Source organism: Loktanella sp. F6476L, assembly GCF_023015725.1.
Classification (GTDB): domain Bacteria; phylum Pseudomonadota; class Alphaproteobacteria; order Rhodobacterales; family Rhodobacteraceae; genus Yoonia.
Genome location: NZ_JALKAR010000001.1, coordinates 707,566 through 725,974, shown reverse-complemented (window position 1 = coordinate 725,974; position 18,409 = coordinate 707,566). Strand labels below are relative to the sequence as shown.

Here is an 18,409-nt window from a genome sequence, read left to right as displayed (position 1 = left end):
GACACGCCGAAATAGGAAGGGTCAGTTATCAGACTTAATGATCTCTTGCAGCGTTGGGATCGCATTTTTGATGTCTTCCAGCACCAATTCAGCACCCACCAACTTTTGGATTTCAGGGTTCTGAATGACCAGATTACCGGCCAAAGCAAAAGGTGTTAACGGCTGCGAGATACGCAAAGCAACTGCCAGCTGGAGCAATGGCGCGACCACACGGTCCGAATTCGCGGCAAGGACGATGACGCTGTAGTGACGTTGATCAGAAAGCGCCATTATCTCGTCATGCGACTGCCCGATGCACACATCGACATGCCCGCCATCTCTGCGAAACATGTCTGCTGCGATCTCAATCCCTAGCGTATGTGTCTCGCCCGGTGGCAGCGCAAACAAGGCAGACGCCCGTGTTCGCCCTTCTAGGATGACAGGACCAATCGCATGTCTTAGCCCACGGATAATGCGGTACAGGCGCCCTGTCCCAAGACCGACCTCGGCAAACGACGCCTCATCAGCTTCCCACATTTGTCCCAAGCGGCGACTAGCACCCGCGATATACCCCAAATAAACAACCTCGAGCGGAACCCCGTCCGCCCTTGCGCTTAGGATAATCTGGTCAGATGCCCGTTCGTTTCTGGATAGAAGTGCCTCACAGAACCGCTCAATTTCGGCATGATCCGGCATTGCCGATACGGTTTCGGTGTCAGACAACCGAAACGCCAACCGCCGCACAACTTCGCGCGCCAAATCTTGGACCAATCCCGGTTCAAATCGTTCGTTTGCTAGTCGAAACGCAACGTCAGCGTCTTCGTAAGCATCTATGTCGATATTAGTGTTTTGCTTATTCAATGGCTTTTGCGCCATCCCGTTCCCCAGCTAGTTTGTCAACGTATGAGGGGACACAGGAAGGAGCAATTGCCTTCGCAGCATCCCGTTGGAAATGTTTATCAGAATGTTTCAACTCAAGGGTGCGGCAGAAGGTCGCACAAATCAAGAGTTCTGCATTGCACCGCCCGAAAAAACCGCGCACAGAGTGTACATGAAACGCTTCGATCAATCCCCGACTGACCCTCAATTCGTCCAAAATCCCTACCCGACTTACAAACAGGTCCGTAATACGGACGAAATCGTCTGGTGGGGCACATATAACATGGCCTGTGCCATGTCGTATGACACCGTGCGCTTGGCTTTGCGCGACAAACGGATGGGGCGTGAACAGCCCGCAGAATTGGTGCAACCTGTGCCTGATCACATGAAACCGTTTTATGCGATCGAAGCACATTCGATGCTGGAACTCGAACCGCCCGTACACACACGCCTGCGTGGACAGGTATTGCGGGCCTTTACGTCTCGGCGCATTGCGGCCCTTGGACCAGAGATTGAAGCGTTATCGCATCACCTGATTGATCAGTTTCCTGAAGGTCCGTTTGATTTGTTGGATGCTTTCGCCAAACCCCTGCCCGTGATCATCATCGCACGCCTTTTGGGCGTACCCGAAGAAGACGCAGATCAGCTTTTGGTCTGGTCCAACGCGATGGTTGCGATGTATCAGGCAGGCCGGACGCGTCAGATCGAAGACGATGCAAGCACAGCCGCCCTAGATTTCACCGCCTATCTGCAGGATGTGATCGCAGCCAAACGCAAAGCACCGGCTGATGACCTGATATCGACCCTGATTGCGGCTAGCGACACGGGCGAAAAACTGAACGAAGACGAACTGATCACGACGTGCATCCTGCTATTGAATGCCGGCCACGAGGCGACTGTGCATACCATCGGCAACGGGGCCAAGACGCTGCTGGAAACAGGTCACCGGGATATCACCGACGGCTGTGTCGAAGAAATCCTGCGCTTTGATCCGCCTCTGCATATGTTCACGCGACACGTTTACGAAGACGTTTCGCTTGGCGGACACGACTTCAAACGCGGCGATCAGATCGGCTGCATGCTCGCGGCCGCCAACCGCGACCCGCTGGCCTATCCCGATCCGGATGTGTTTGATCCGACGCGGCCCATCAAGCAAAACACCAGCTTTGGCGGCGGTATCCATTTCTGCGTGGGGGCACCACTTGCGCGACTGGAATTGAAAATCGCACTGGCGGCATTGTTTGACCGCTGTCCCAGCCTCGCTATCGCGGCACCGCCGCAGTATGGCAATGTCTACCATTTCCACGGACTGACAGCCCTGCAAGTCACGACCTAAACCAGCGCCGCCTACGGGATACAGCGCCTCTGAACCTGCTCAAATCAAAAATGCGCGGTAGCGCACTTTTAGGTCAAACTCCGTCACAACGGCAGTGCGACCGTCGATTTGATCTCTTCCATCGACAAAAGCGCTGTGACGTTGAAAACCCGCACTTCCGAAATTAGCGCTTGATAGAATTCGTCGTAGGCCCGGGCGTTTTGCACCCGCACCTTCAGAATGTAATCGATATCTCCCGCCAAACGGTGCGCTTCTTGCACTTCAGGACGGGCTTGTAGGGCCGCGAGAAATTTCTGCTGCCATTCGGCTTCGTGTTCCGACGTGCGGATCAAAACAAAGAAACATGCCTCGAACCCAAGCGCCTCTGCGTCCAACAAAACAGTCTGTTGGCCAATGATTCCTCCTTCGCGCATTTTTTTGATCCGGTTCCACACGGGCGTCTTTGAAGACCCCACTTCACGGGCAATATCATCAAGACTTTGTGAGGCATCGCGCTGCATCGCCTTGAGAATTTTCCGATCTACCTCGTCTAACCGCACGTTCATCCCGAAATCCTTCGTATTGCAGAAAATGTTGCCTCGATCCGCTCGCATGCGGAACGTATGTCCTTACTTACCCGTTCATATAGGCAACATCCAGAATAATGTTCTATATAGAAGCCAAGAAACACACGAGGTTCCATCATGGATCATTTTCCAGTCTTCATGGCCGTCGCCGGTCGCCGCATTGTCCTGTCGGGCGGTGGCGATGCTGCTATGGCGAAACTACGTTTGATTATGAAGACCACTGCGCATGTGTCTGTCTTTGCCGAAACAGCCTCTCCTGAAATTCAGGGCTGGGCAGTTGATGGTAAACTGACACTGATCAATCGCGCTGTGGAACCCGGCGACGCTATGTGCGCGGTGTTGTTTTATGCAGCGAACGAAGACGACGCAGAAGACGCCCGCGTCGCGGCCATCGCCCATGCCGACGGCGCGAAGGTGAACATCGTCGACAATCTTGCTGACAGCCAGTTCATCACGCCTGCCATTGTGGACCGTGATCCGGTTGTTGTGGCCATCGGCACCGAAGGCGCGGCTCCTGTCGTTGCCCGCAAGGTAAAGGCTGATATCGAGGCACAGCTTCCTGCGTCTCTTGGTGTGCTTGCCCGTATCGGAAAAACCTTCCGCTCTGCGGTAGAGGTCCTGCCAATGGGCGCCAAGCGCCGCACGTTCTGGTCTGACTTCTACTTCAACGCTGGTCCAAAGGCTGTTGAAGCTGATGGCCAATCGGCAGTTATCCCGACATTGGAATCCCTGCTTGATAAACACATCATGACCACCGAGAAAGCCGGTCACGTTGATCTGGTCGGCGCAGGCCCCGGTGATCCGGAATTGCTGACGCTGAAAGCACGGAACGCCTTGGACAAGGCAGACGTCGTGATCCACGACCGTCTTGTGACGCCTGAAATTCTGGAACTCGCCCGTCGCGAAGCTGTCATCATTGATGCGGGCAAAACCGGTTTTGGTCCTGCTATGGTGCAAGGCGATATTGACGCGCTGATCGTGGAACACGCCGTGAAGGGCCACCACGTTGTCCGCCTGAAGGCGGGTGACCCGACTGTATTTGGCCGTCTCGACGAAGAAGTCGACGCCTGTGATGCCGCTGGGATCAGCTGGCGTATTGTGCCGGGCATTACCGCAGCCTCTGCTGCTGTGGCGAACATCGGCCAGAGCCTGACAAAGCGTGATCGCAATTCATCTGTCCGCTTCATCACCGGCCACGACACCAAGGGCTACGCCGACCACGATTGGCGTGCGCTGGCCCAGAACGGCGAAGTTGCTGCGATCTATATGGGCAAGAAATCCGCCCGTTTCATCCAAGGTCGCCTGCTGATGCATGGTGCCGATCCAGCGACGCCTGTCACAATCATCGAAAACGTCAGCCGCACGGATCAACAGATCATCGCGACCACGTTGTCCGATCTGGAACCCACCCTGACACGCGCCAACCTGCGCGGTCCGGCAATCACTTTCTACGGGCTTGCCCCGCGTGCGGCGATGGACGCCGCAGACACTTTACCCCTTGAGGAGTTCGCATAATGGCCCGTCAATTTACCCCGAAGGTCATCACAACCAATCACCTGATGTCAGGCGATGCCGTGTGGTTCACCGCTGACAGCACGTGGACCGGCGATATTTCCGAGGCTGAGTTTCTTGAAGACGAAGCCCACGCTGATCTGCGTCTGATCGAAGCCCAAGCGCAAAAAGATCAAATCACTGGCGCTTACTTGGCTGATGCTAAGCAAGGCGAAAACGGGCCAGAGCCTGTGCATTTCCGCGAAGCGTTCCGCACACGCGGTCCATCCAACTATTTCCACGGCAAACAGGCAGAGGTGTAAACCCATGTATAAGTACAATGATTTCGACGAAGCCTTTGTCCGTGAACGTGTTGCTCAGTTTAAGGGCCAAGTAGAACGCCGGATTGATGGGTCTTTGACTGAGGACGAATTCAAACCATACCGCCTGATGAACGGGCTGTACCTGCAATTGCACGCTTACATGCTGCGCGTCGCCATTCCGTATGGAACGCTGAACGGCGGTCAAATGCGTCAGCTGGCGTATATCGCTGAGACCTTTGACAAGGGCTATGGCCACTTCACGACGCGCCAAAACATTCAGTACAACTGGCCAAAGCTGGCAGATGTACCGGTGATCCTTGAAAAGCTGGCCGATGTGGAAATGCACGCGATCCAAACGTCCGGCAATACGATCCGTAACGTGACGGCTGACCATTTTGCGGGTGCTGCTGGTGACGAAATTGCTGATCCGCGTCCGGTTGCTGAACTGTTGCGCCAGTGGTCAACAGATCACCCTGAATTCCAAGCGCTACCCCGCAAATTTAAGATTGCAGTATCTGGCGCCGAGAATGACCGTGCTGTTTTGCGTGCCCACGATGTGGCTGTGCAGGTTGTCCAACAAGATGGCCAGCGCGGCTACCGTATTTTCGTGGGTGGCGGTTTGGGCCGGACGCCGATGATCGGGAAAGTCCTGCGCGACTTCCTGCCAGAGGCTGATCTGCTGCCATATGTGGAAGCCGTTGTGTCTGTTTGGAACCTGCTGGGCCGTCGCGACAACAAATACAAAGCGCGGATCAAGATCACGGTGCATGAGCACGGGATCGAAGAAATCTCGCGCCTTGTCGAAGATCGCTTTGCCGATATCCGCCCGACTTTCAGCGGTGTGGATCAGGTGATGCTGCGCGAGATTGAAGCGCATTTTGCGGCCCCTACTTTCAAAGCTGCTGGCACCGATGCGTTTGACGCATACAAGGCTGCAAACCCTGCGTTCCGGTCTTGGGCTGACACCAACCTTGCGGCGCACAAAAACCCGGACTACGCGATTGTGTCAATTTCGTTGAAAGCGCACGGTGCAACACCGGGCGATGCATCAGCCGATCAGATGCGGTTAATGGCAGAGCTGGCGGAAAAGTATGGCCACGATGAATTGCGCATTTCGCACGAACAGAACGTGATCCTGCCTTTCGTGCACAAGTCGGACCTACCCGAAATCTACAACGCATTGCGCGAAGGCCAGTTGGCCACCGCCAACATCGGCCTGATCAGCGATATCATCGCCTGCCCCGGTATGGACTACTGTGCGTTGGCAACGGCCCGCTCGATCCCGATCGCGCAAGAAATCGCGACACGGTTTGACGAGCTGAAGCTTGAGCATGACGTCGGCCCGCTGAAATTGAAAATCTCGGGCTGCATCAACGCTTGTGGTCACCACCACGTGGGTCACATCGGCATCCTCGGTCTCGACCGCGCAGGTGTTGAGAACTACCAGATCACGTTGGGTGGCGACGGCACCGAAGACGCAGCAATTGGCGAACGCGCAGGCCCCGGCTTTAGCGCGGACGACATTGTGCCCGCGATTGAACGTCTCGTCTTGGGTTACATGGATATCCGCCGCGACGCCGACGAGACCTTCATCCAAGCCTACCGCCGCCTTGGCGCACAGCCATTCAAAGACATCCTGTACCCAGAAAAGGCCGCACAAAATGCCGCTTAAGGAAATCGCAGAACGTCAAAACCTGCTGCATGCGAAAAGCACGCCGCAGACGATCTTGAAACATGTTTTGGACGACGTCCGCATGGGTGACACGGCCTTGGTCAGTTCGTTCGGTGCGGAAAGCGTTGTTTTGTTACACATGGTGGCCGAAATTGATCCTGCGACGCCAGTGATCTTTATCGAGACCGAGATGCTGTTCAACGAAACGTTGGTTTACCAGAAAGAGGTCGCAGCCCATCTTGGTTTGACGAATGTGCAAGTGATCACACCGTCCCGCGCCGCATTGCTCGAACGTGACAGTGAAGGTCTGCTGCATCAGGCTGATGTGGATGCCTGCTGCACCTTGCGCAAGAAAGAACCGCTTGAACGTGCTCTGAAACCTTATGGGTCTTGGATCACGGGCCGCAAACGTTACCAAAGCGGCACGCGCGCTGCCCTGCCCGTTTTCGAAAAAGAAGCCGGATCTACACGGATCAAGGTAAACCCGCTTGCTAGCTGGGGCCGGACAGAGATCGCCGTTTATATGGACGATCACGATCTGCCGCGTCATCCGCTTGTCGCCAAAGGATACCCATCAATCGGGTGTCAGCCCTGCACCCACGCTGTTGGCGTGGACGACGATCCCCGTGCAGGGCGTTGGGAAGGCACCGAGAAAACGGAATGCGGCATTCATTTTTAGGACTTGGTCCCAAAGATGAATTGTTATGGACAGATGAAAGACGGGCCAAGCGCCCAGAGGAACGAATGATGTCAGAAGAAAAGACAGTAATTGTCGTGGACACCGGTTTTGTCTCAGATGATTGGGATTGCGGGTTCCGCGACTTGGACACCACGCCTGCAAACGACTGCCCGCAAGGGATCGATTTGCCGTCTGATACAGCCCCGACCGCGCTGAACGGCCTGACCAACGCCGCGATGATCCGCATCGACTTCCCTGCGCCGACAGACGGGCGCGGGTTTACGCTGGCTGCGCAACTGCGCCGCTTGGGTTTCAAGGGCCGCCTGCGCGCCCGCGGCCATGTTCTGGCTGATCAATATGCCATGGCCCGCCGATCGGGTTTTGACGAAGTGGAAATCCCTGCCGATCTCGCGGCACGCCAACCCGAGGACCAATGGTTGGCCCGTGCCGACTGGAAAGCCCACGATTACCAAGCCCGCATGCGCGGCTAACCCAGCCCTTTACTGATACAGATCAATGATGAATACGGAGGGCGGTCTTATCAAGGCCGCCAATTGAGTTATGACAGAGCAAACACCTGTGACCGAAACAACCGCCAAAGCCGTTCCCGCCCTGCCCGATGCGCAGACGGTAACATCCGTGAAACACTACACTGACCGCCTTTTCGCATTCCGCGTAACCCGACCTGCGTCTTTGCGCTTCCGGTCTGGTGAATTCGTGATGATCGGCTTGATGGGCGATCCTGATCCAAAAACCGGCAAACAGCGTCCGTTGTTACGGGCCTATTCCATCGCGTCCCCGTCATGGGATGAAGAACTGGAATTCTATTCGATCAAAGTGCCGGAAGGCCCGCTGACATCAAAGCTGCAGCACATCAAAGTTGGTGATCAGATCATTCTGAAACCAAAACCAGTGGGCACATTGGTTCACGATGCCCTGCTGCCCGGAAAACGTTTGTATTTCTTCGCGACAGGCACAGGGTTTGCGCCGTTTGCGTCCCTGCTGCGCGAGCCTGAGACGTATGAGAACTATGATGAAATCATCATGACCCACACCTGCCGTGATGTTGAGGAACTGACTTACGGTCGCGAATTGATCGAGAACCTCAAGCAAGACGAAATGATGATCGAACTGCTGGGCGAAAAGAACCTCGCGAAGATTAAGTATTACCCGACGACGACACGCGAAGAGAGCCCGAAGATGGGCCGGATCACGACGTTGATCGAAAACGGTGAATTGTTCACTGATCTTGGTATCCCGCCGCTTGATCCTGCTGTGGACCGCGCGATGGTGTGTGGGTCTTTGGCGTTTAACTTGGATATCAAGGCGTTGATGGAAAAAGCAGGCCTGAATGAAGGCGCGAATTCCGAGCCAGGTGAGTTTGTGATCGAAAAAGCCTTCGTCGGCTGATCCACCAACACGCGACAGAATAAAGAAAGGGCCGCGTCATTGCTGACGCGGCCCTTTTTGTCTGTGTCTTTCGCTGCTTATTGCGCAGCTGGGATGCCGAGGGCGTCCTTGATTTGTGACAAAACACCTTCCAGAAGCTCTGGGTTGTCTTTCACAGCGTTCAGACCGGTTGTCAGGGCTGTTTTCTGCAACGCACCCAGTTCGGAACCGTCCAGCATTTCCTGAACTTTGTCGAAATCGAAACCGTCGACAGTCAGCAGATCAGTCATGGATACTTCTGCGTCAGCTTCAACAGTCGCGTCAGCCGCTGGGGCTTCTTCGGCAGATGTGACTTCTGCATCTTCGGCAGTCACTTCTGGTGCCTCTTCGGTCACAACTTCTTCTGTTGCGGCTTCTTCAACAGCTTCAGCAGCACCTTCAACTTCGGCAGCAGCGTCGGCTGCGCCTTCAGTTACAGCTTCTTCTGTCGCGGTCGCGGCGTCTTCAACTGCAGCGGCAGCATCTTCAGTCGCAGCGTCTACTTCGGCAGCAACGTCAGCGGCAGCTTCTTCTGTCGCGGCAGCAGCTTCTTCGGCTGCGGCTTCTACTTCAGCGGCGGCTTCTTCTGCAGCAGCTTCTGCTTCGGCAGCAGCGGCTTCGGCTTCTGCTTCCAGCGCTGCAGCTTCAGCGGCGGCGGCTTCTTCTGCTTCCGCAGCAGCGGCAGCAGCTTCTTCAGCTACGGCTTCAGCTTCTGCTTCAAGGGCGGCTTCTGCTTCGGCGGCTGCAGCTTCAGCTTCTTCGGCGGCAGCGGCTGCTTCTTCGGCGGCGGCTTCTTCGGCAGCAGCAGCGGCGGCAGCAGCTTCTTCAGCTTCGGCTGCAACGCGTGCGGCTTCTTCTTCAGCCATTTTCGCAGCTTCTTCTTCAGCGGCCAGTGCGGCGGCTTCTGCTTCGGCAGCGGCGGCAGCGGCTTCTTCTTCGGCAGCTTTTGCAGCAGCGGCTGCAGCTTCTTCCGCCGCAACAGCAGCTTCTTGCGCTGCCACTTCAGCAGATGACGGGCTTAGACCCAATGCTTGCGACGGATTATTTCCGTTCACGCCCATCTGGTATCCAAAAAAGCCGAGCACTGCGGCCACGATGATAATGATTGTCGCTCTCATTGGGTGTTCCCTCTCCACAACAAAGTACTTGTCTCACGATTGAGACTCGGTCGTCGTATGTCAGATGTTACAGATAAGTAAAAGTCTACGCATACGGGGAATTTCGTCCACATCGCCCAATTTTTGCGGGTTGAAGCTGCACCTTATGCACATTAAGTTGCACCCAGTCATAAGATAAACGACCAAAGGATAAAGACCATAGGACGCAGACCCCATAACGCGCCACCACAGCGCGACACTGGCCCCCGTATCAATGAACGGATTCGGGCCTCAGAAATCCGCCTGATCGGGGCGGACGGCGAAAACGTTGGTGTTGTTACGCCAGATCGCGCAATGGGCATGGCCGCTGATGCTGGCCTTGATCTGGTAGAAATCTCGCCAAACGCGAACCCGCCAGTCTGCAAGATCATGGACTTTGGTAAGTTCAAATACGAGACTCAGAAAAAAGAAGCTGAGGCCCGTAAGAAGCAGAAGATCATCGAGATCAAAGAAGTTAAGTTCCGTCCGAACACGGATACGAACGACTACAACGTTAAGATGCGCAATGTCTTCAAGTTCCTCGAGAACGGCGACAAAGTGAAAGTCACCCTGCGGTATCGCGGACGTGAAATGGCGCACCAGGATCTGGGCCGTCAGTTGCTGGAACGTGTTGCTGAAGACACCAAAGAAGCAGGCCGCGTGGAAAACTTCCCGAAAATGGAAGGTCGCCAAATGGTTATGCTGATCGGACCGCTTCCGAAGTAAGCACTGCTTGGCACAGACGTTTTCGATGTTTGTGCCAAACATCTGCCACTTGGAACATCGTTTGCAAGCAAACGCTTGGGAAGGTCGCCAAATGGTTATGCTGATCGGACCACTGCCGAAGTAATCGCAGTTACGAGCGATCATTCTAGAAAAATCGAAAACCCCGCGCTGCAAGGTGCGGGGTTATTCTTTTGGTTTACCCCTTGGGTGATGCCGCGCGGGGCTTTCCTTGAGCAGCCCCCCAACGCCCATTCCAGCGATGTCATGATCCGATAGGCGCAACCCGCAGATCGTCCGTTCGACGACCCAATCCGCCCCGTTCAATGCCAGCGACCGTGCGCAGCCCGGCAGACCGATAACTGGTTTTTCGCCGATCTCGCCCACAAACAGCAGGTTTCCCGGATCAACCGGCATGCCAAACCGCGTGACTTGCCCGCCTGCGATCCGCACCGCTTGCGGCGCCACATCATAAGCATCGGAGGTCGCAGAGCCTGTGAGGATCATAATCATCGTGCCAGATGCGGCTGAAATGGCTTTCGCCAATGCGGCCTCGTGATGATCCACGACAACCCGCGGCGTCAGAGATGCGCCTAACCGATCAAGACGCGTCGCCATGGCTGTCCGTCCTTTCGGGTTTGGCGCGTCCGATCCGATCTGCGTTTCGATCAACGTGATGTCGGTATGTTGCGCAGTGAGCAATGCGAGCGGCATCGCAGCGTCCACAGCCCGCGCAATGTCCAGCTCCGCCACCGCATAGCTAATGATCTTGATCGTTGCCACCATGTCGCCTGCGACAACACGTTGGTTTTGCGGCTGGGTGGCGATGGTGATCATCGGGTTGATTGCATTGACTTTTTCAATTGTTTCGACGTCGCACCGAAAGATGCCGGGCATCGTTGCGATCACATTGACCCGCCCTGTTGTTGCGGTCGTTAAGCGTAAGCCGGGCGCTGGCACAAATGCTTCGGCTAATCGCTGAGCTGCCACATCTTCGTGCAAATCCCCGACTTCAAGCTGTGCGACGACGACGTTTTCCGCGCCTGCCGCCGCGAGCAACGCAATGTCGTCAGTTTCTAATACCTTGCCCTTCCGCAAGCGCCCGTTCGGCAGCTCCGCCGAGTGGGCCAAGATCGCGCCCGCTGCGTCCTGCAATGGAACTGGACCAAATTTCATGCGCGGCGCAACACGTCGGTGACTTGCGCCATAATACTGACGGCGATTTCCGCAGGCGATTTCCCCCCGATGTTCAAACCGACTGGTGCATGTATCCGCGCGATTGCAGCCGCATTAAATCCCGCGTCTTCCAGCCGTGTGACCCGTTTGGCATGTGTCCGCGTGGAGCCAAGACAGCCCAAATAAAACGCATCGGATTTCAGCGTCGCAATGATCGCTGGGTCATCAAGTTTAGGGTCATGGGTCAGGGTCACAACGGCCGTCCGCGCGTCGGGTTTCAGCGCTGCCAATGCTTCATCAGGCCAATCGTCAAGAATAACCTCACCCGGAAAACGGTCCTCGGACCCAAAGGCCCCGCGTGGATCAATAATGGTCGGCGCATAACCGCAGGCATGAGCCATAGGCACAAGGTGCTGCGCGATATGAACGGCACCAATGATGATCATCCGCAAAGGTGGGTTGTGGATACCGACGAAGGTGCGCCCATCGTCCTCAATGCCCGATTTGTCGGACCTGAACCGGTTCACGAATTCCGACGCGTTTGTCGTGCGCCGCATATCGTTTTCCAGATCAACCACATAGGCAATTGGCTGTTTCGCCTCTGCCGCTGCGGCCAGTTCTTCAATAATTGAAACGGGCATTGCCCCGCCGACAGGTTCCACAAGAATGCGGATACGCCCGCCGCAAGCAAGGCCAACGGCAAAGGCTTCATCGTCGCTGACGCCATACTCTAACAGGCGCGGCTTACCATCTTCCAACGCTTCTAACGCTTCGACAATTACCGCCCCTTCGACGCATCCGCCGGATACGGACCCTACCATTGCTCCGTCTCCGTCGATGACAAGCAGACTGCCAACAGGCCGCGGCGCTGATCCCCATGTCTCAACGACAGTTGCGATCGCCACTTTGCGCCCTGCCCGATGCCAGTCGAGGGCCAGTTTCGTGTACTGTGTTTCAGCCATGGTGATCTTTCTTGTTACGGGTATGGGCCAGTGACCAACCCAACTTTTTCTCATCTGGCCGTGGGGTCCGATTGATCAAGGACATAAACCTTTGTTTGTCGCCCCCATCGTGCGGCTGCATCAAAGCATGCGTCACCCCTTCCAACGATGCAATGTTGTGCCCAGCCCGAAATGTGTCCACGTGAGGTAGCATCTGGGTGATACCGCGTGCTTTGGGCGCAAAACCGTCATAGCGCAACAGCGGGTTGAGCCAGATGACCTGTTTGGCAGTCAGCGACAAACGCTCCATGACTTTTCCCAAGTCCGCATCGCCGTCACGATCCAACCCATCGGTGATCAACAGTACAACAGCACCCTGCCCCATGACGCGCCGCGACCAGTCGCGATTAAACCGGTCCAGACAGGCCGCGATACGCGTCCCGCCTTCCCAGTCCTGCGCTTGTGCGCCGGCCGCCGCAAGCGCTGCATCCACGTCGCGGGTCCGCATGTGGCGGGTAATGTTGGTTAACTGTGTGCCGAAAGTGAAGGCGTGGACATGCGCCCAGCCCTGCCCTTGTTTGTTTGCAACGGCATGGACAAAATGAAGTACAGCCCGCGAATATTGCGACATCGATCCCGAGATGTCGCAAAGCACCACGAGGTTGGGATAACGGATGCGCGGACGCTTTGTGCGGAACTGGTTGATCTCGCCGCCCGTGCGCATGGCGCCGCGCATCGTCCCGCGCCAGTCAGGCATCCGGCCCGGCAAGGCTTGCGTCCGGCGGCTAAGGACCGGTGGCACAGGCAGGCGCATGGTCGCGAGGATGCGTTTGGCGCGGGCCATTTCAGCGATGCTCATCTGTTCAAAGTCGAGCGTCTTCAGGTGTTCTTCGCCCGACGTTGTCTGGCTCGCGTCGATATCAACTTCGACCTCGTCTTCGTTGGTCGTGCCGTCGGGCAAGTCCGGATCTTGTTGGTCCAATAAAGCTTGAGCCGCGCGTCGTTCCGCCGCCATAGCCTGCCGTTCTTCCTGCACACCACGCAGGGCCGGTGTGAGAAACGCCATCATATGTTCCATGAACTGGGGGTCGCGCCAGTACAGTCGAAAGATTTGCGCAAAAACTGCGCGATCCTCGGGTTTGGAGACGAAACAGGCGTGCAGCGTCCAGTAGAAATCGACCTTGCTGGTAAAGCCCGCAGCAGACACCGCGAGGATTGCGTCGGTGATCCGGCCCGGCCCGATGTTCAGACCCGCACGGCGCAGTGCACGGCCAAAATGCGTGATGTTTTCTGCGAGTTTGGGATCGTCAGGCAAAGATATTGGGGGGAGTTTCATGGCGCAATCGCTGGGGGCTTCACGCCCCCAGACCCCCGTGGGATATTTGAAACCAAAAGAAGGGGATCATTCCGGTATGCTTGCGCGTGCGTCGTCGAGGATTTTCTTAGCCTCTGATCCTTGCAGCCGTTGGATGTCATCCTGGTATTTTAGAACGGCGCCAAGTGTGTCTGCGATGACTTCGGGAGACAGTGTCAGAACGTCAAGCGCCAGCAGGCATTTGGCCCAATCGATGGTTTCGGCGACACCCGGCTTCTTGAACAGGTCTTCAGCGCGCAGGCGTTGGACAAATGCCACGACTTCTTCGGACAATTGCTTGGTAGCTTCCGGAGCACGCGATTGCAGGATTTCCATTTCACGATCAAAATCGGGATACCCGACCCAGTGATATAGACACCGCCGTTTCAGCGCGTCGTGGACTTCGCGCGTGCGGTTAGAGGTCAGAACCACGATGGGCGGTTCTGGTGCTTTGATCGTGCCGCGTTCGGGGATTGTGACTTGGAAATCGGACAGCGCTTCGAGCAGGAAAGCCTCAAAGGGTGCGTCGGTCCGGTCAATTTCGTCGATCAGCAACACGGGTGCGCCGCCGTCTTGTGGCATCATTGCTTCCAACAAAGGACGCGCAATCAGGTAGTCGTCAGAAAACAGGTCTTCTTTGCTCTCGCCTGCCCGTATCGCGATCATTTGGGCGGCAAAATTCCATTCGTAGACCGCTGAAGATGCATCGAGCCCTTCGTAGCACTGCAGCCGGATCAAACGTTTCCCCAAACTGGCCGCGATAGCTTTGGCGATTTCCGTTTTGCCTGTGCCAGCTTCGCCCTCCAGAAACAGGGGCCGCCCTAGTCGCTGTGCCAGAAACGCCACCGTCGCCAATGGTCGATCACAGACATATCCGGTTTGGCCGAGTTCGGCTTGGACTACGTCGATGGTTTCAAAGGTCATGGTAGTCTCCCCGCTGGTGTATAGAACTGCACCCTGTGCGGCTGTCGTCAAGTGACCCCTTAGTCGTAGTCAGCAACTATGCCTCTACCGCGTGATCGATGATCCGTGACGTCAGGATGTGATCTTCCCATTCGCCCGCAATCTTCAGGTATCGTTTGGCGTATCCTTCTTTCTCGAAGCCCAACCTTGCCAGAAGACGCCCACTGCGTTCATTGCGCGGCATGTAATTCGCCATGATCCGGTTGAGGCCAGCATGCGCAAAGACAAACGGAATGATTTCGGCGAGAGCTTCGCGCAGGATGCCTTGCCCTTGGTGGGACAGATCGATCGAATAACCCAAGTGGCACGCTTGAAAAGCACCCTTCGTGATGTTGGTGAAGTTGCAAACAGCAGCGATGTCATCCGCCCCATGACAGCGCACTGCAAAATGATAGGATTGCCCGGACGCGTTTTGGGCGGCCTGATCTGCCGCCCGTTTCTGCCAAGCGTCGTGGCTGTGATACCCCGTAGGCCTGTACGGTTCCCATGGCGACAGATGTGCATGGTTACGCGTATAATACTGGTGCAGCGCCCTCGCATCTGTTGGCGTCACGAGCGCAATTCTGGTGCGAGGGGTCGCAAGTGGTGTCATTCTGGGCGTCCTGAATAGTGGAATGTCTCGGCTGACTTTAACTGAACTCGGCCGCATGATCACAGCCCATTGTCATGTACAGCTTGCAAGCGTAGGTTTTGCGCAAATTGCTTGAGGAGGCTTCCATGAAAGATGCAGCAACAGATCACAAGTCAGGCTTTGGCCCCGACCTGAATGCATTTGATTGGGAAGACGCCCTACGTCTTGAGGACCAGTTAACCGAAGACGAACGCATGCTGCGCGACGCTGCGCGGACGTTTGCGCAAGATGTATTACAGCCGAAAGTGACCGCGGCCTACCGCGACGAAACAACTGACCCTGCTATTTTCAAGCAAATGGGCGATGTGGGTCTTTTGGGGGCCACGATCCCTGAGGAATATGGCGGATTGGGTGCGAATTACGTTACTTATGGTCTCATCGCGCGTGAAATTGAAAGGGTGGATAGCGGCTATCGGTCCATGATGTCCGTGCAATCATCCTTGGTTATGTACCCTATCCAGGCCTACGGCTCCGAAGAACAACGTCAGAAATATCTACCCGGCTTGGCTGCTGGTACGTTGATCGGTTGTTTCGGCCTGACCGAACCTGATGCCGGATCAGACCCTGCAGGGATGAAAACGACGGCGAAGAAGACAGACGATGGCTACGTGTTGAACGGGTCCAAAATGTGGATTTCCAACGCGCCGATCGCAGATGTGTTTGTCGTTTGGGCCAAGTCAGAGGCCCACGGCGGCAAGATCCGCGGCTTCGTTCTGGAAAAAGGTATGGAGGGTCTTTCAGCTCCGAAAATCGGCGGCAAACTGTCCTTGCGCGCGTCGATCACCGGCGAGATCGTGATGAAAGACGTGGTCGTATCCGAAGATGCGCTGTTACCCGGTGTGCAAGGGTTGAAAGGGCCGTTTGGCTGTCTCAATCGGGCGCGTTACGGCATTTCATGGGGCGTGATGGGTGCGGCAGAGTTCTGCTGGCATGCCGCGCGCCAATACGGACTTGATCGCAAGCAATTCAACAAACCGCTTGCCCAGACACAGCTGTTCCAGAAGAAGCTCGCGGATATGCAGACCGAAATTTCATTGGGATTACAGGGTGCGCTGCAGGTCGGTCGCTTGATGGATGCAGGCAAAGCCGCACCAGAGATGATCAGCCTGATGAAGCGCAACAACTGCGGTAAGGCCTTGGACATCGCGCGAATGTCGCGTGACATGCATGGCGGCAACGGCATTTCCGATGAGTTCCAGATTATGCGTCATATGGTCAATTTAGAGACCGTGAACACCTACGAAGGAACCCATGATGTGCACGCGTTGATCCTCGGGCGCGCACAAACGGGACTTCAAGCTTTCTTTTGATCCCGAAACACCGCAAAACTGGCCCATGACCCGCCCAATTTCGCCACATTAACGCGCAATAACGGATCACCCGCTGCTGGAGACAACCATGAACAAAGATAACCGAATTGACATCGATTCCGGCCTGTCAGGCTTGGAAGGAGATGCGTGGTTTGTCCAACTTGAAGAAGTTGCAGAGGACCTTGGGTATTTCGAACGGCTTGAAAAGCATGCGGCGGCTTTCATTGATGCAGGTCCCAAGCTGCTTGTCACCTTCGAAAACGCCGATACGATTCAGGACACCAGCAAAGAAAACGAACCTTTCGGATTCACCTTTGTCCGCGAAGAAGGTTGGTCACATCTTGGAATCTATGCCCAATCCGAAAGCTGGTATCGCGAAAAACGCATCTACGGTTATTTTGATCGCCTGATCGACGACGGGTTCTTTGAGGACTTTGACGAAGTGCTGTTTTATGGCGCGGATTCAGGTGGGTATGCAGCGACAGCTTATAGCGTTGCAGCGCCCGGTTGCCGCGTTCTTGCGCTGCGGCCACAGGCGACGCTTGACCCGCGCATTGCGGGGTTTGATCAACGCTACCGCGATCAACGGATCAAGGATTTCTCGAGCCGCTATGGCTACGGGCCGGATATGATCGACGCCGCAGAGCAAGCGTATATCGCGTTTGATCCTCATCAGCTGATGGATGCTGTGCATGCTGCGCTCTACACAAAACCGAGCATGACGCCTTTGCGGTGTCATGGTTTGGGCGGGCGGTTGTCCCGTTCGCTCGAGGGCATCGAAATTCTTGATGATCTCGTGGTTGGCGCAATGGATGGCACACTGACGCCGCAAAGCTTTGGTAAATTGCTACGCGCGCGCCGGTCTTACGCCCCTTACCTGCGCAATCTATTCAACCAGACCATGAAACGGGATCGTTTGGATTTGGCCGTCAACGTTTGCGCGCATGCGATCAGAACGGGCCACACCCGCTTCTTCGATGAACAACTCGAGATCCTAAAGGAACAAGGGTATCACCCTTACCGCCCAGTTAAGATCAAAGCGGCGGAATAACCCCGAAAAGGCAAAGGCGGCAACAAAAGTGCCGCCTTCCCGTCAGTGCTTTCAAATAAGCCAAATTAGAACGTGGCAGGTTCAATCGCGACGGGGATGTTAACGCCCGTTTCGGCCACTGAAGAACTACTCGACAGGATGTATGCCGTGTCGAGCGCTGGCAGATATGCGTAAAGCAGCGACACGCCGTATTCATCCGTAGGCCAGCGATATTCGACGACCGCGTGGATCGTTTCGTAATCGCAGCCGGAAATCCGTGTTACGGGCGCATCCAAAAAGAACACGTCGTAAAGTTCAGACCGTTGATCCCCATCAGGAAAAATGTTTGTGGTGCTGCCTGACCAGAAAGTCCCCACTTCCGGTGCAGGCAGCGCCGCAGATGCTTCGTCAAACACGATTTCAAGGCGCGAGGAGCTTTCCGGTCGGGCCGCAACAAGCGTGACCTCTTCGGTGAAGTAGAGCCCGTGTTGTCCGGTGAACTTAATTGTCAGATCTTCTGACGCATAGGTTTCCGTGACTTCAACAAGCCCTGCTCGTGTCCTGCGCATTGCAACGGATGATTGGTTTTCGAAAGTAACAATGATCCCACGACGCATGTCTTCTTCGTTGAGACAGGCAGCGTTAACACTATTTACCCCGGCGACCACCATCAACGCGGCCCCCACCGCGTATCTGACTGTATTCAACATCTTTGCCCTTTCAATTGAGCCACCATCACCGTCACACAATCGCCACATCCTTGCCAACCCAGCGCGAGCCGCAGAACAGTTC

General features: G+C 55.7%; 19 protein-coding genes. 10 read left to right on the top strand and 9 right to left on the bottom strand.

The window, feature by feature from the left end; genetic code table 11:
* Window positions 1-21: 21 nt before the first annotated feature.
* Window positions 22-855 carry a cobalamin-binding protein gene (locus MWU61_RS03685; RefSeq protein ID WP_247126895.1) on the bottom strand — a complete coding sequence of 278 codons (834 nt, stop codon included), beginning with the start codon at window positions 853-855 and terminating at the stop codon, window positions 22-24.
* Window positions 856-1,030: 175 nt separating this feature from the next.
* On the opposite strand from MWU61_RS03685, the gene MWU61_RS03680 reads away from it, so the two are divergent.
* Window positions 1,031-2,194 carry a cytochrome P450 gene (locus MWU61_RS03680; RefSeq protein WP_247126894.1) on the top strand — a complete coding sequence of 388 codons (1,164 nt, stop codon included), beginning with the start codon at window positions 1,031-1,033 and terminating at the stop codon, window positions 2,192-2,194.
* Window positions 2,195-2,277: 83 nt separating this feature from the next.
* On the opposite strand, the gene MWU61_RS03675 is transcribed toward MWU61_RS03680, so the two are convergent.
* Window positions 2,278-2,739, bottom strand: coding sequence for an Lrp/AsnC family transcriptional regulator (locus MWU61_RS03675; protein WP_247126893.1), 462 nt, complete (start codon window positions 2,737-2,739; stop codon window positions 2,278-2,280).
* A gap of 138 nt (window positions 2,740-2,877) precedes the next feature.
* On the opposite strand from MWU61_RS03675, the gene cysG reads away from it, so the two are divergent.
* From cysG to MWU61_RS03645, 6 genes are all read left to right on the top strand, one after another.
* Window positions 2,878-4,275: a siroheme synthase CysG gene (gene cysG / locus MWU61_RS03670; RefSeq protein ID WP_247126892.1), complete on the top strand. Its 1,398-nt coding sequence runs from the start codon at window positions 2,878-2,880 to the stop codon at window positions 4,273-4,275.
* A complete protein-coding gene (locus MWU61_RS03665) occupies window positions 4,275-4,574 on the top strand; it encodes a DUF2849 domain-containing protein (RefSeq protein WP_247126891.1) in 300 nt (99 codons plus the stop codon). Before cysG ends, MWU61_RS03665 begins: the two co-directional genes overlap by 1 nt.
* 4 nt (window positions 4,575-4,578) lie before the next feature.
* A complete protein-coding gene (locus MWU61_RS03660) occupies window positions 4,579-6,246 on the top strand; it encodes a nitrite/sulfite reductase (RefSeq protein ID WP_247126890.1) in 1,668 nt (555 codons plus the stop codon).
* Entirely contained in the window at window positions 6,236-6,925 is a 690-nt protein-coding gene (locus tag MWU61_RS03655; protein WP_247126889.1) for a phosphoadenylyl-sulfate reductase, read from the top strand. The genes MWU61_RS03660 and MWU61_RS03655 overlap by 11 nt, the downstream gene beginning before the upstream one ends.
* Window positions 6,926-6,993: 68 nt before the next feature.
* On the top strand, window positions 6,994-7,416 hold the full coding sequence (locus tag MWU61_RS03650) for a DUF934 domain-containing protein (RefSeq protein WP_247126888.1): 423 nt from the start codon (window positions 6,994-6,996) through the stop codon (window positions 7,414-7,416).
* Between the two features lie 70 nt (window positions 7,417-7,486).
* Window positions 7,487-8,335, top strand: a complete 849-nt coding sequence (locus tag MWU61_RS03645) for a ferredoxin--NADP reductase (RefSeq protein WP_247126887.1) — start codon at window positions 7,487-7,489, stop codon at window positions 8,333-8,335.
* 77 nt (window positions 8,336-8,412) lie between these two features.
* On the opposite strand, the gene MWU61_RS03640 is transcribed toward MWU61_RS03645, so the two are convergent.
* Entirely contained in the window at window positions 8,413-9,471 is a 1,059-nt protein-coding gene (locus MWU61_RS03640; RefSeq protein WP_247126886.1) for a hypothetical protein, read from the bottom strand.
* Window positions 9,472-9,669: 198 nt separating this feature from the next.
* On the opposite strand from MWU61_RS03640, the gene infC reads away from it, so the two are divergent.
* Complete coding sequence (infC, locus tag MWU61_RS03635; RefSeq protein WP_247127210.1) at window positions 9,670-10,215, top strand: translation initiation factor IF-3; 546 nt, start codon at window positions 9,670-9,672, stop codon at window positions 10,213-10,215.
* A gap of 183 nt (window positions 10,216-10,398) precedes the next feature.
* Here infC and MWU61_RS03630 read toward each other — a convergent pair whose 3' ends face one another.
* The 5 genes from MWU61_RS03630 to MWU61_RS03610 all read right to left on the bottom strand — a co-directional run bounded on the left by MWU61_RS03630 (window position 10,399) and on the right by MWU61_RS03610 (window position 15,238).
* Window positions 10,399-11,388 carry a molybdopterin-binding protein gene (locus MWU61_RS03630; RefSeq protein WP_247126885.1) on the bottom strand — a complete coding sequence of 330 codons (990 nt, stop codon included), beginning with the start codon at window positions 11,386-11,388 and terminating at the stop codon, window positions 10,399-10,401.
* Window positions 11,385-12,350, bottom strand: a complete 966-nt coding sequence (locus tag MWU61_RS03625; protein WP_247126884.1) for an XdhC family protein — start codon at window positions 12,348-12,350, stop codon at window positions 11,385-11,387. The genes MWU61_RS03630 and MWU61_RS03625 overlap by 4 nt, the downstream gene beginning before the upstream one ends.
* The gene (locus MWU61_RS03620; RefSeq protein ID WP_247126883.1) at window positions 12,343-13,665 is read right to left on the bottom strand and encodes a VWA domain-containing protein; all 1,323 of its coding nucleotides are present in this window, start codon (window positions 13,663-13,665) and stop codon (window positions 12,343-12,345) included. Before MWU61_RS03620 ends, MWU61_RS03625 begins: the two co-directional genes overlap by 8 nt.
* Before the next feature lie 66 nt (window positions 13,666-13,731).
* Window positions 13,732-14,607: a MoxR family ATPase gene (locus tag MWU61_RS03615; RefSeq protein WP_247126882.1), complete on the bottom strand. Its 876-nt coding sequence runs from the start codon at window positions 14,605-14,607 to the stop codon at window positions 13,732-13,734.
* A 76-nt stretch (window positions 14,608-14,683) separates the two neighbouring features.
* On the bottom strand, window positions 14,684-15,238 hold the full coding sequence (locus MWU61_RS03610; protein WP_247126881.1) for a GNAT family N-acetyltransferase: 555 nt from the start codon (window positions 15,236-15,238) through the stop codon (window positions 14,684-14,686).
* A 125-nt stretch (window positions 15,239-15,363) separates the two neighbouring features.
* Here MWU61_RS03610 and MWU61_RS03605 point away from each other — a divergent pair, with 125 nt between their 5' ends.
* A complete protein-coding gene (locus MWU61_RS03605; RefSeq protein WP_247126880.1) occupies window positions 15,364-16,587 on the top strand; it encodes an acyl-CoA dehydrogenase in 1,224 nt (407 codons plus the stop codon).
* An 88-nt stretch (window positions 16,588-16,675) separates the two neighbouring features.
* Entirely contained in the window at window positions 16,676-17,638 is a 963-nt protein-coding gene (locus tag MWU61_RS03600) for a phosphoadenosine phosphosulfate reductase (protein WP_247126879.1), read from the top strand.
* A gap of 65 nt (window positions 17,639-17,703) precedes the next feature.
* Here the strand turns inward: MWU61_RS03600 and MWU61_RS03595 are convergent, their stop codons facing one another.
* Window positions 17,704-18,327: a hypothetical protein gene (locus MWU61_RS03595; protein WP_247126878.1), complete on the bottom strand. Its 624-nt coding sequence runs from the start codon at window positions 18,325-18,327 to the stop codon at window positions 17,704-17,706.
* Window positions 18,328-18,409 lie beyond the last annotated feature (82 nt).

Coding starts and splice junctions, on each gene's coding strand:
- MWU61_RS03685 (WP_247126895.1), bottom strand. CDS start 855: ATGGCGCAAAAGCCATTGAATAAGCAAAACACTAATATCGACATAGAT.
- MWU61_RS03680 (WP_247126894.1), top strand. CDS start 1,031: ATGAAACGCTTCGATCAATCCCCGACTGACCCTCAATTCGTCCAAAAT.
- MWU61_RS03675 (WP_247126893.1), bottom strand. CDS start 2,739: ATGAACGTGCGGTTAGACGAGGTAGATCGGAAAATTCTCAAGGCGATG.
- cysG (WP_247126892.1), top strand. CDS start 2,878: ATGGATCATTTTCCAGTCTTCATGGCCGTCGCCGGTCGCCGCATTGTC.
- MWU61_RS03665 (WP_247126891.1), top strand. CDS start 4,275: ATGGCCCGTCAATTTACCCCGAAGGTCATCACAACCAATCACCTGATG.
- MWU61_RS03660 (WP_247126890.1), top strand. CDS start 4,579: ATGTATAAGTACAATGATTTCGACGAAGCCTTTGTCCGTGAACGTGTT.
- MWU61_RS03655 (WP_247126889.1), top strand. CDS start 6,236: ATGCCGCTTAAGGAAATCGCAGAACGTCAAAACCTGCTGCATGCGAAA.
- MWU61_RS03650 (WP_247126888.1), top strand. CDS start 6,994: ATGTCAGAAGAAAAGACAGTAATTGTCGTGGACACCGGTTTTGTCTCA.
- MWU61_RS03645 (WP_247126887.1), top strand. CDS start 7,487: ATGACAGAGCAAACACCTGTGACCGAAACAACCGCCAAAGCCGTTCCC.
- MWU61_RS03640 (WP_247126886.1), bottom strand. CDS start 9,471: ATGAGAGCGACAATCATTATCATCGTGGCCGCAGTGCTCGGCTTTTTT.
- MWU61_RS03630 (WP_247126885.1), bottom strand. CDS start 11,388: ATGAAATTTGGTCCAGTTCCATTGCAGGACGCAGCGGGCGCGATCTTG.
- MWU61_RS03625 (WP_247126884.1), bottom strand. CDS start 12,350: ATGGCTGAAACACAGTACACGAAACTGGCCCTCGACTGGCATCGGGCA.
- MWU61_RS03620 (WP_247126883.1), bottom strand. CDS start 13,665: ATGAAACTCCCCCCAATATCTTTGCCTGACGATCCCAAACTCGCAGAA.
- MWU61_RS03615 (WP_247126882.1), bottom strand. CDS start 14,607: ATGACCTTTGAAACCATCGACGTAGTCCAAGCCGAACTCGGCCAAACC.
- MWU61_RS03610 (WP_247126881.1), bottom strand. CDS start 15,238: ATGACACCACTTGCGACCCCTCGCACCAGAATTGCGCTCGTGACGCCA.
- MWU61_RS03605 (WP_247126880.1), top strand. CDS start 15,364: ATGAAAGATGCAGCAACAGATCACAAGTCAGGCTTTGGCCCCGACCTG.
- MWU61_RS03600 (WP_247126879.1), top strand. CDS start 16,676: ATGAACAAAGATAACCGAATTGACATCGATTCCGGCCTGTCAGGCTTG.
- MWU61_RS03595 (WP_247126878.1), bottom strand. CDS start 18,327: ATGTTGAATACAGTCAGATACGCGGTGGGGGCCGCGTTGATGGTGGTC.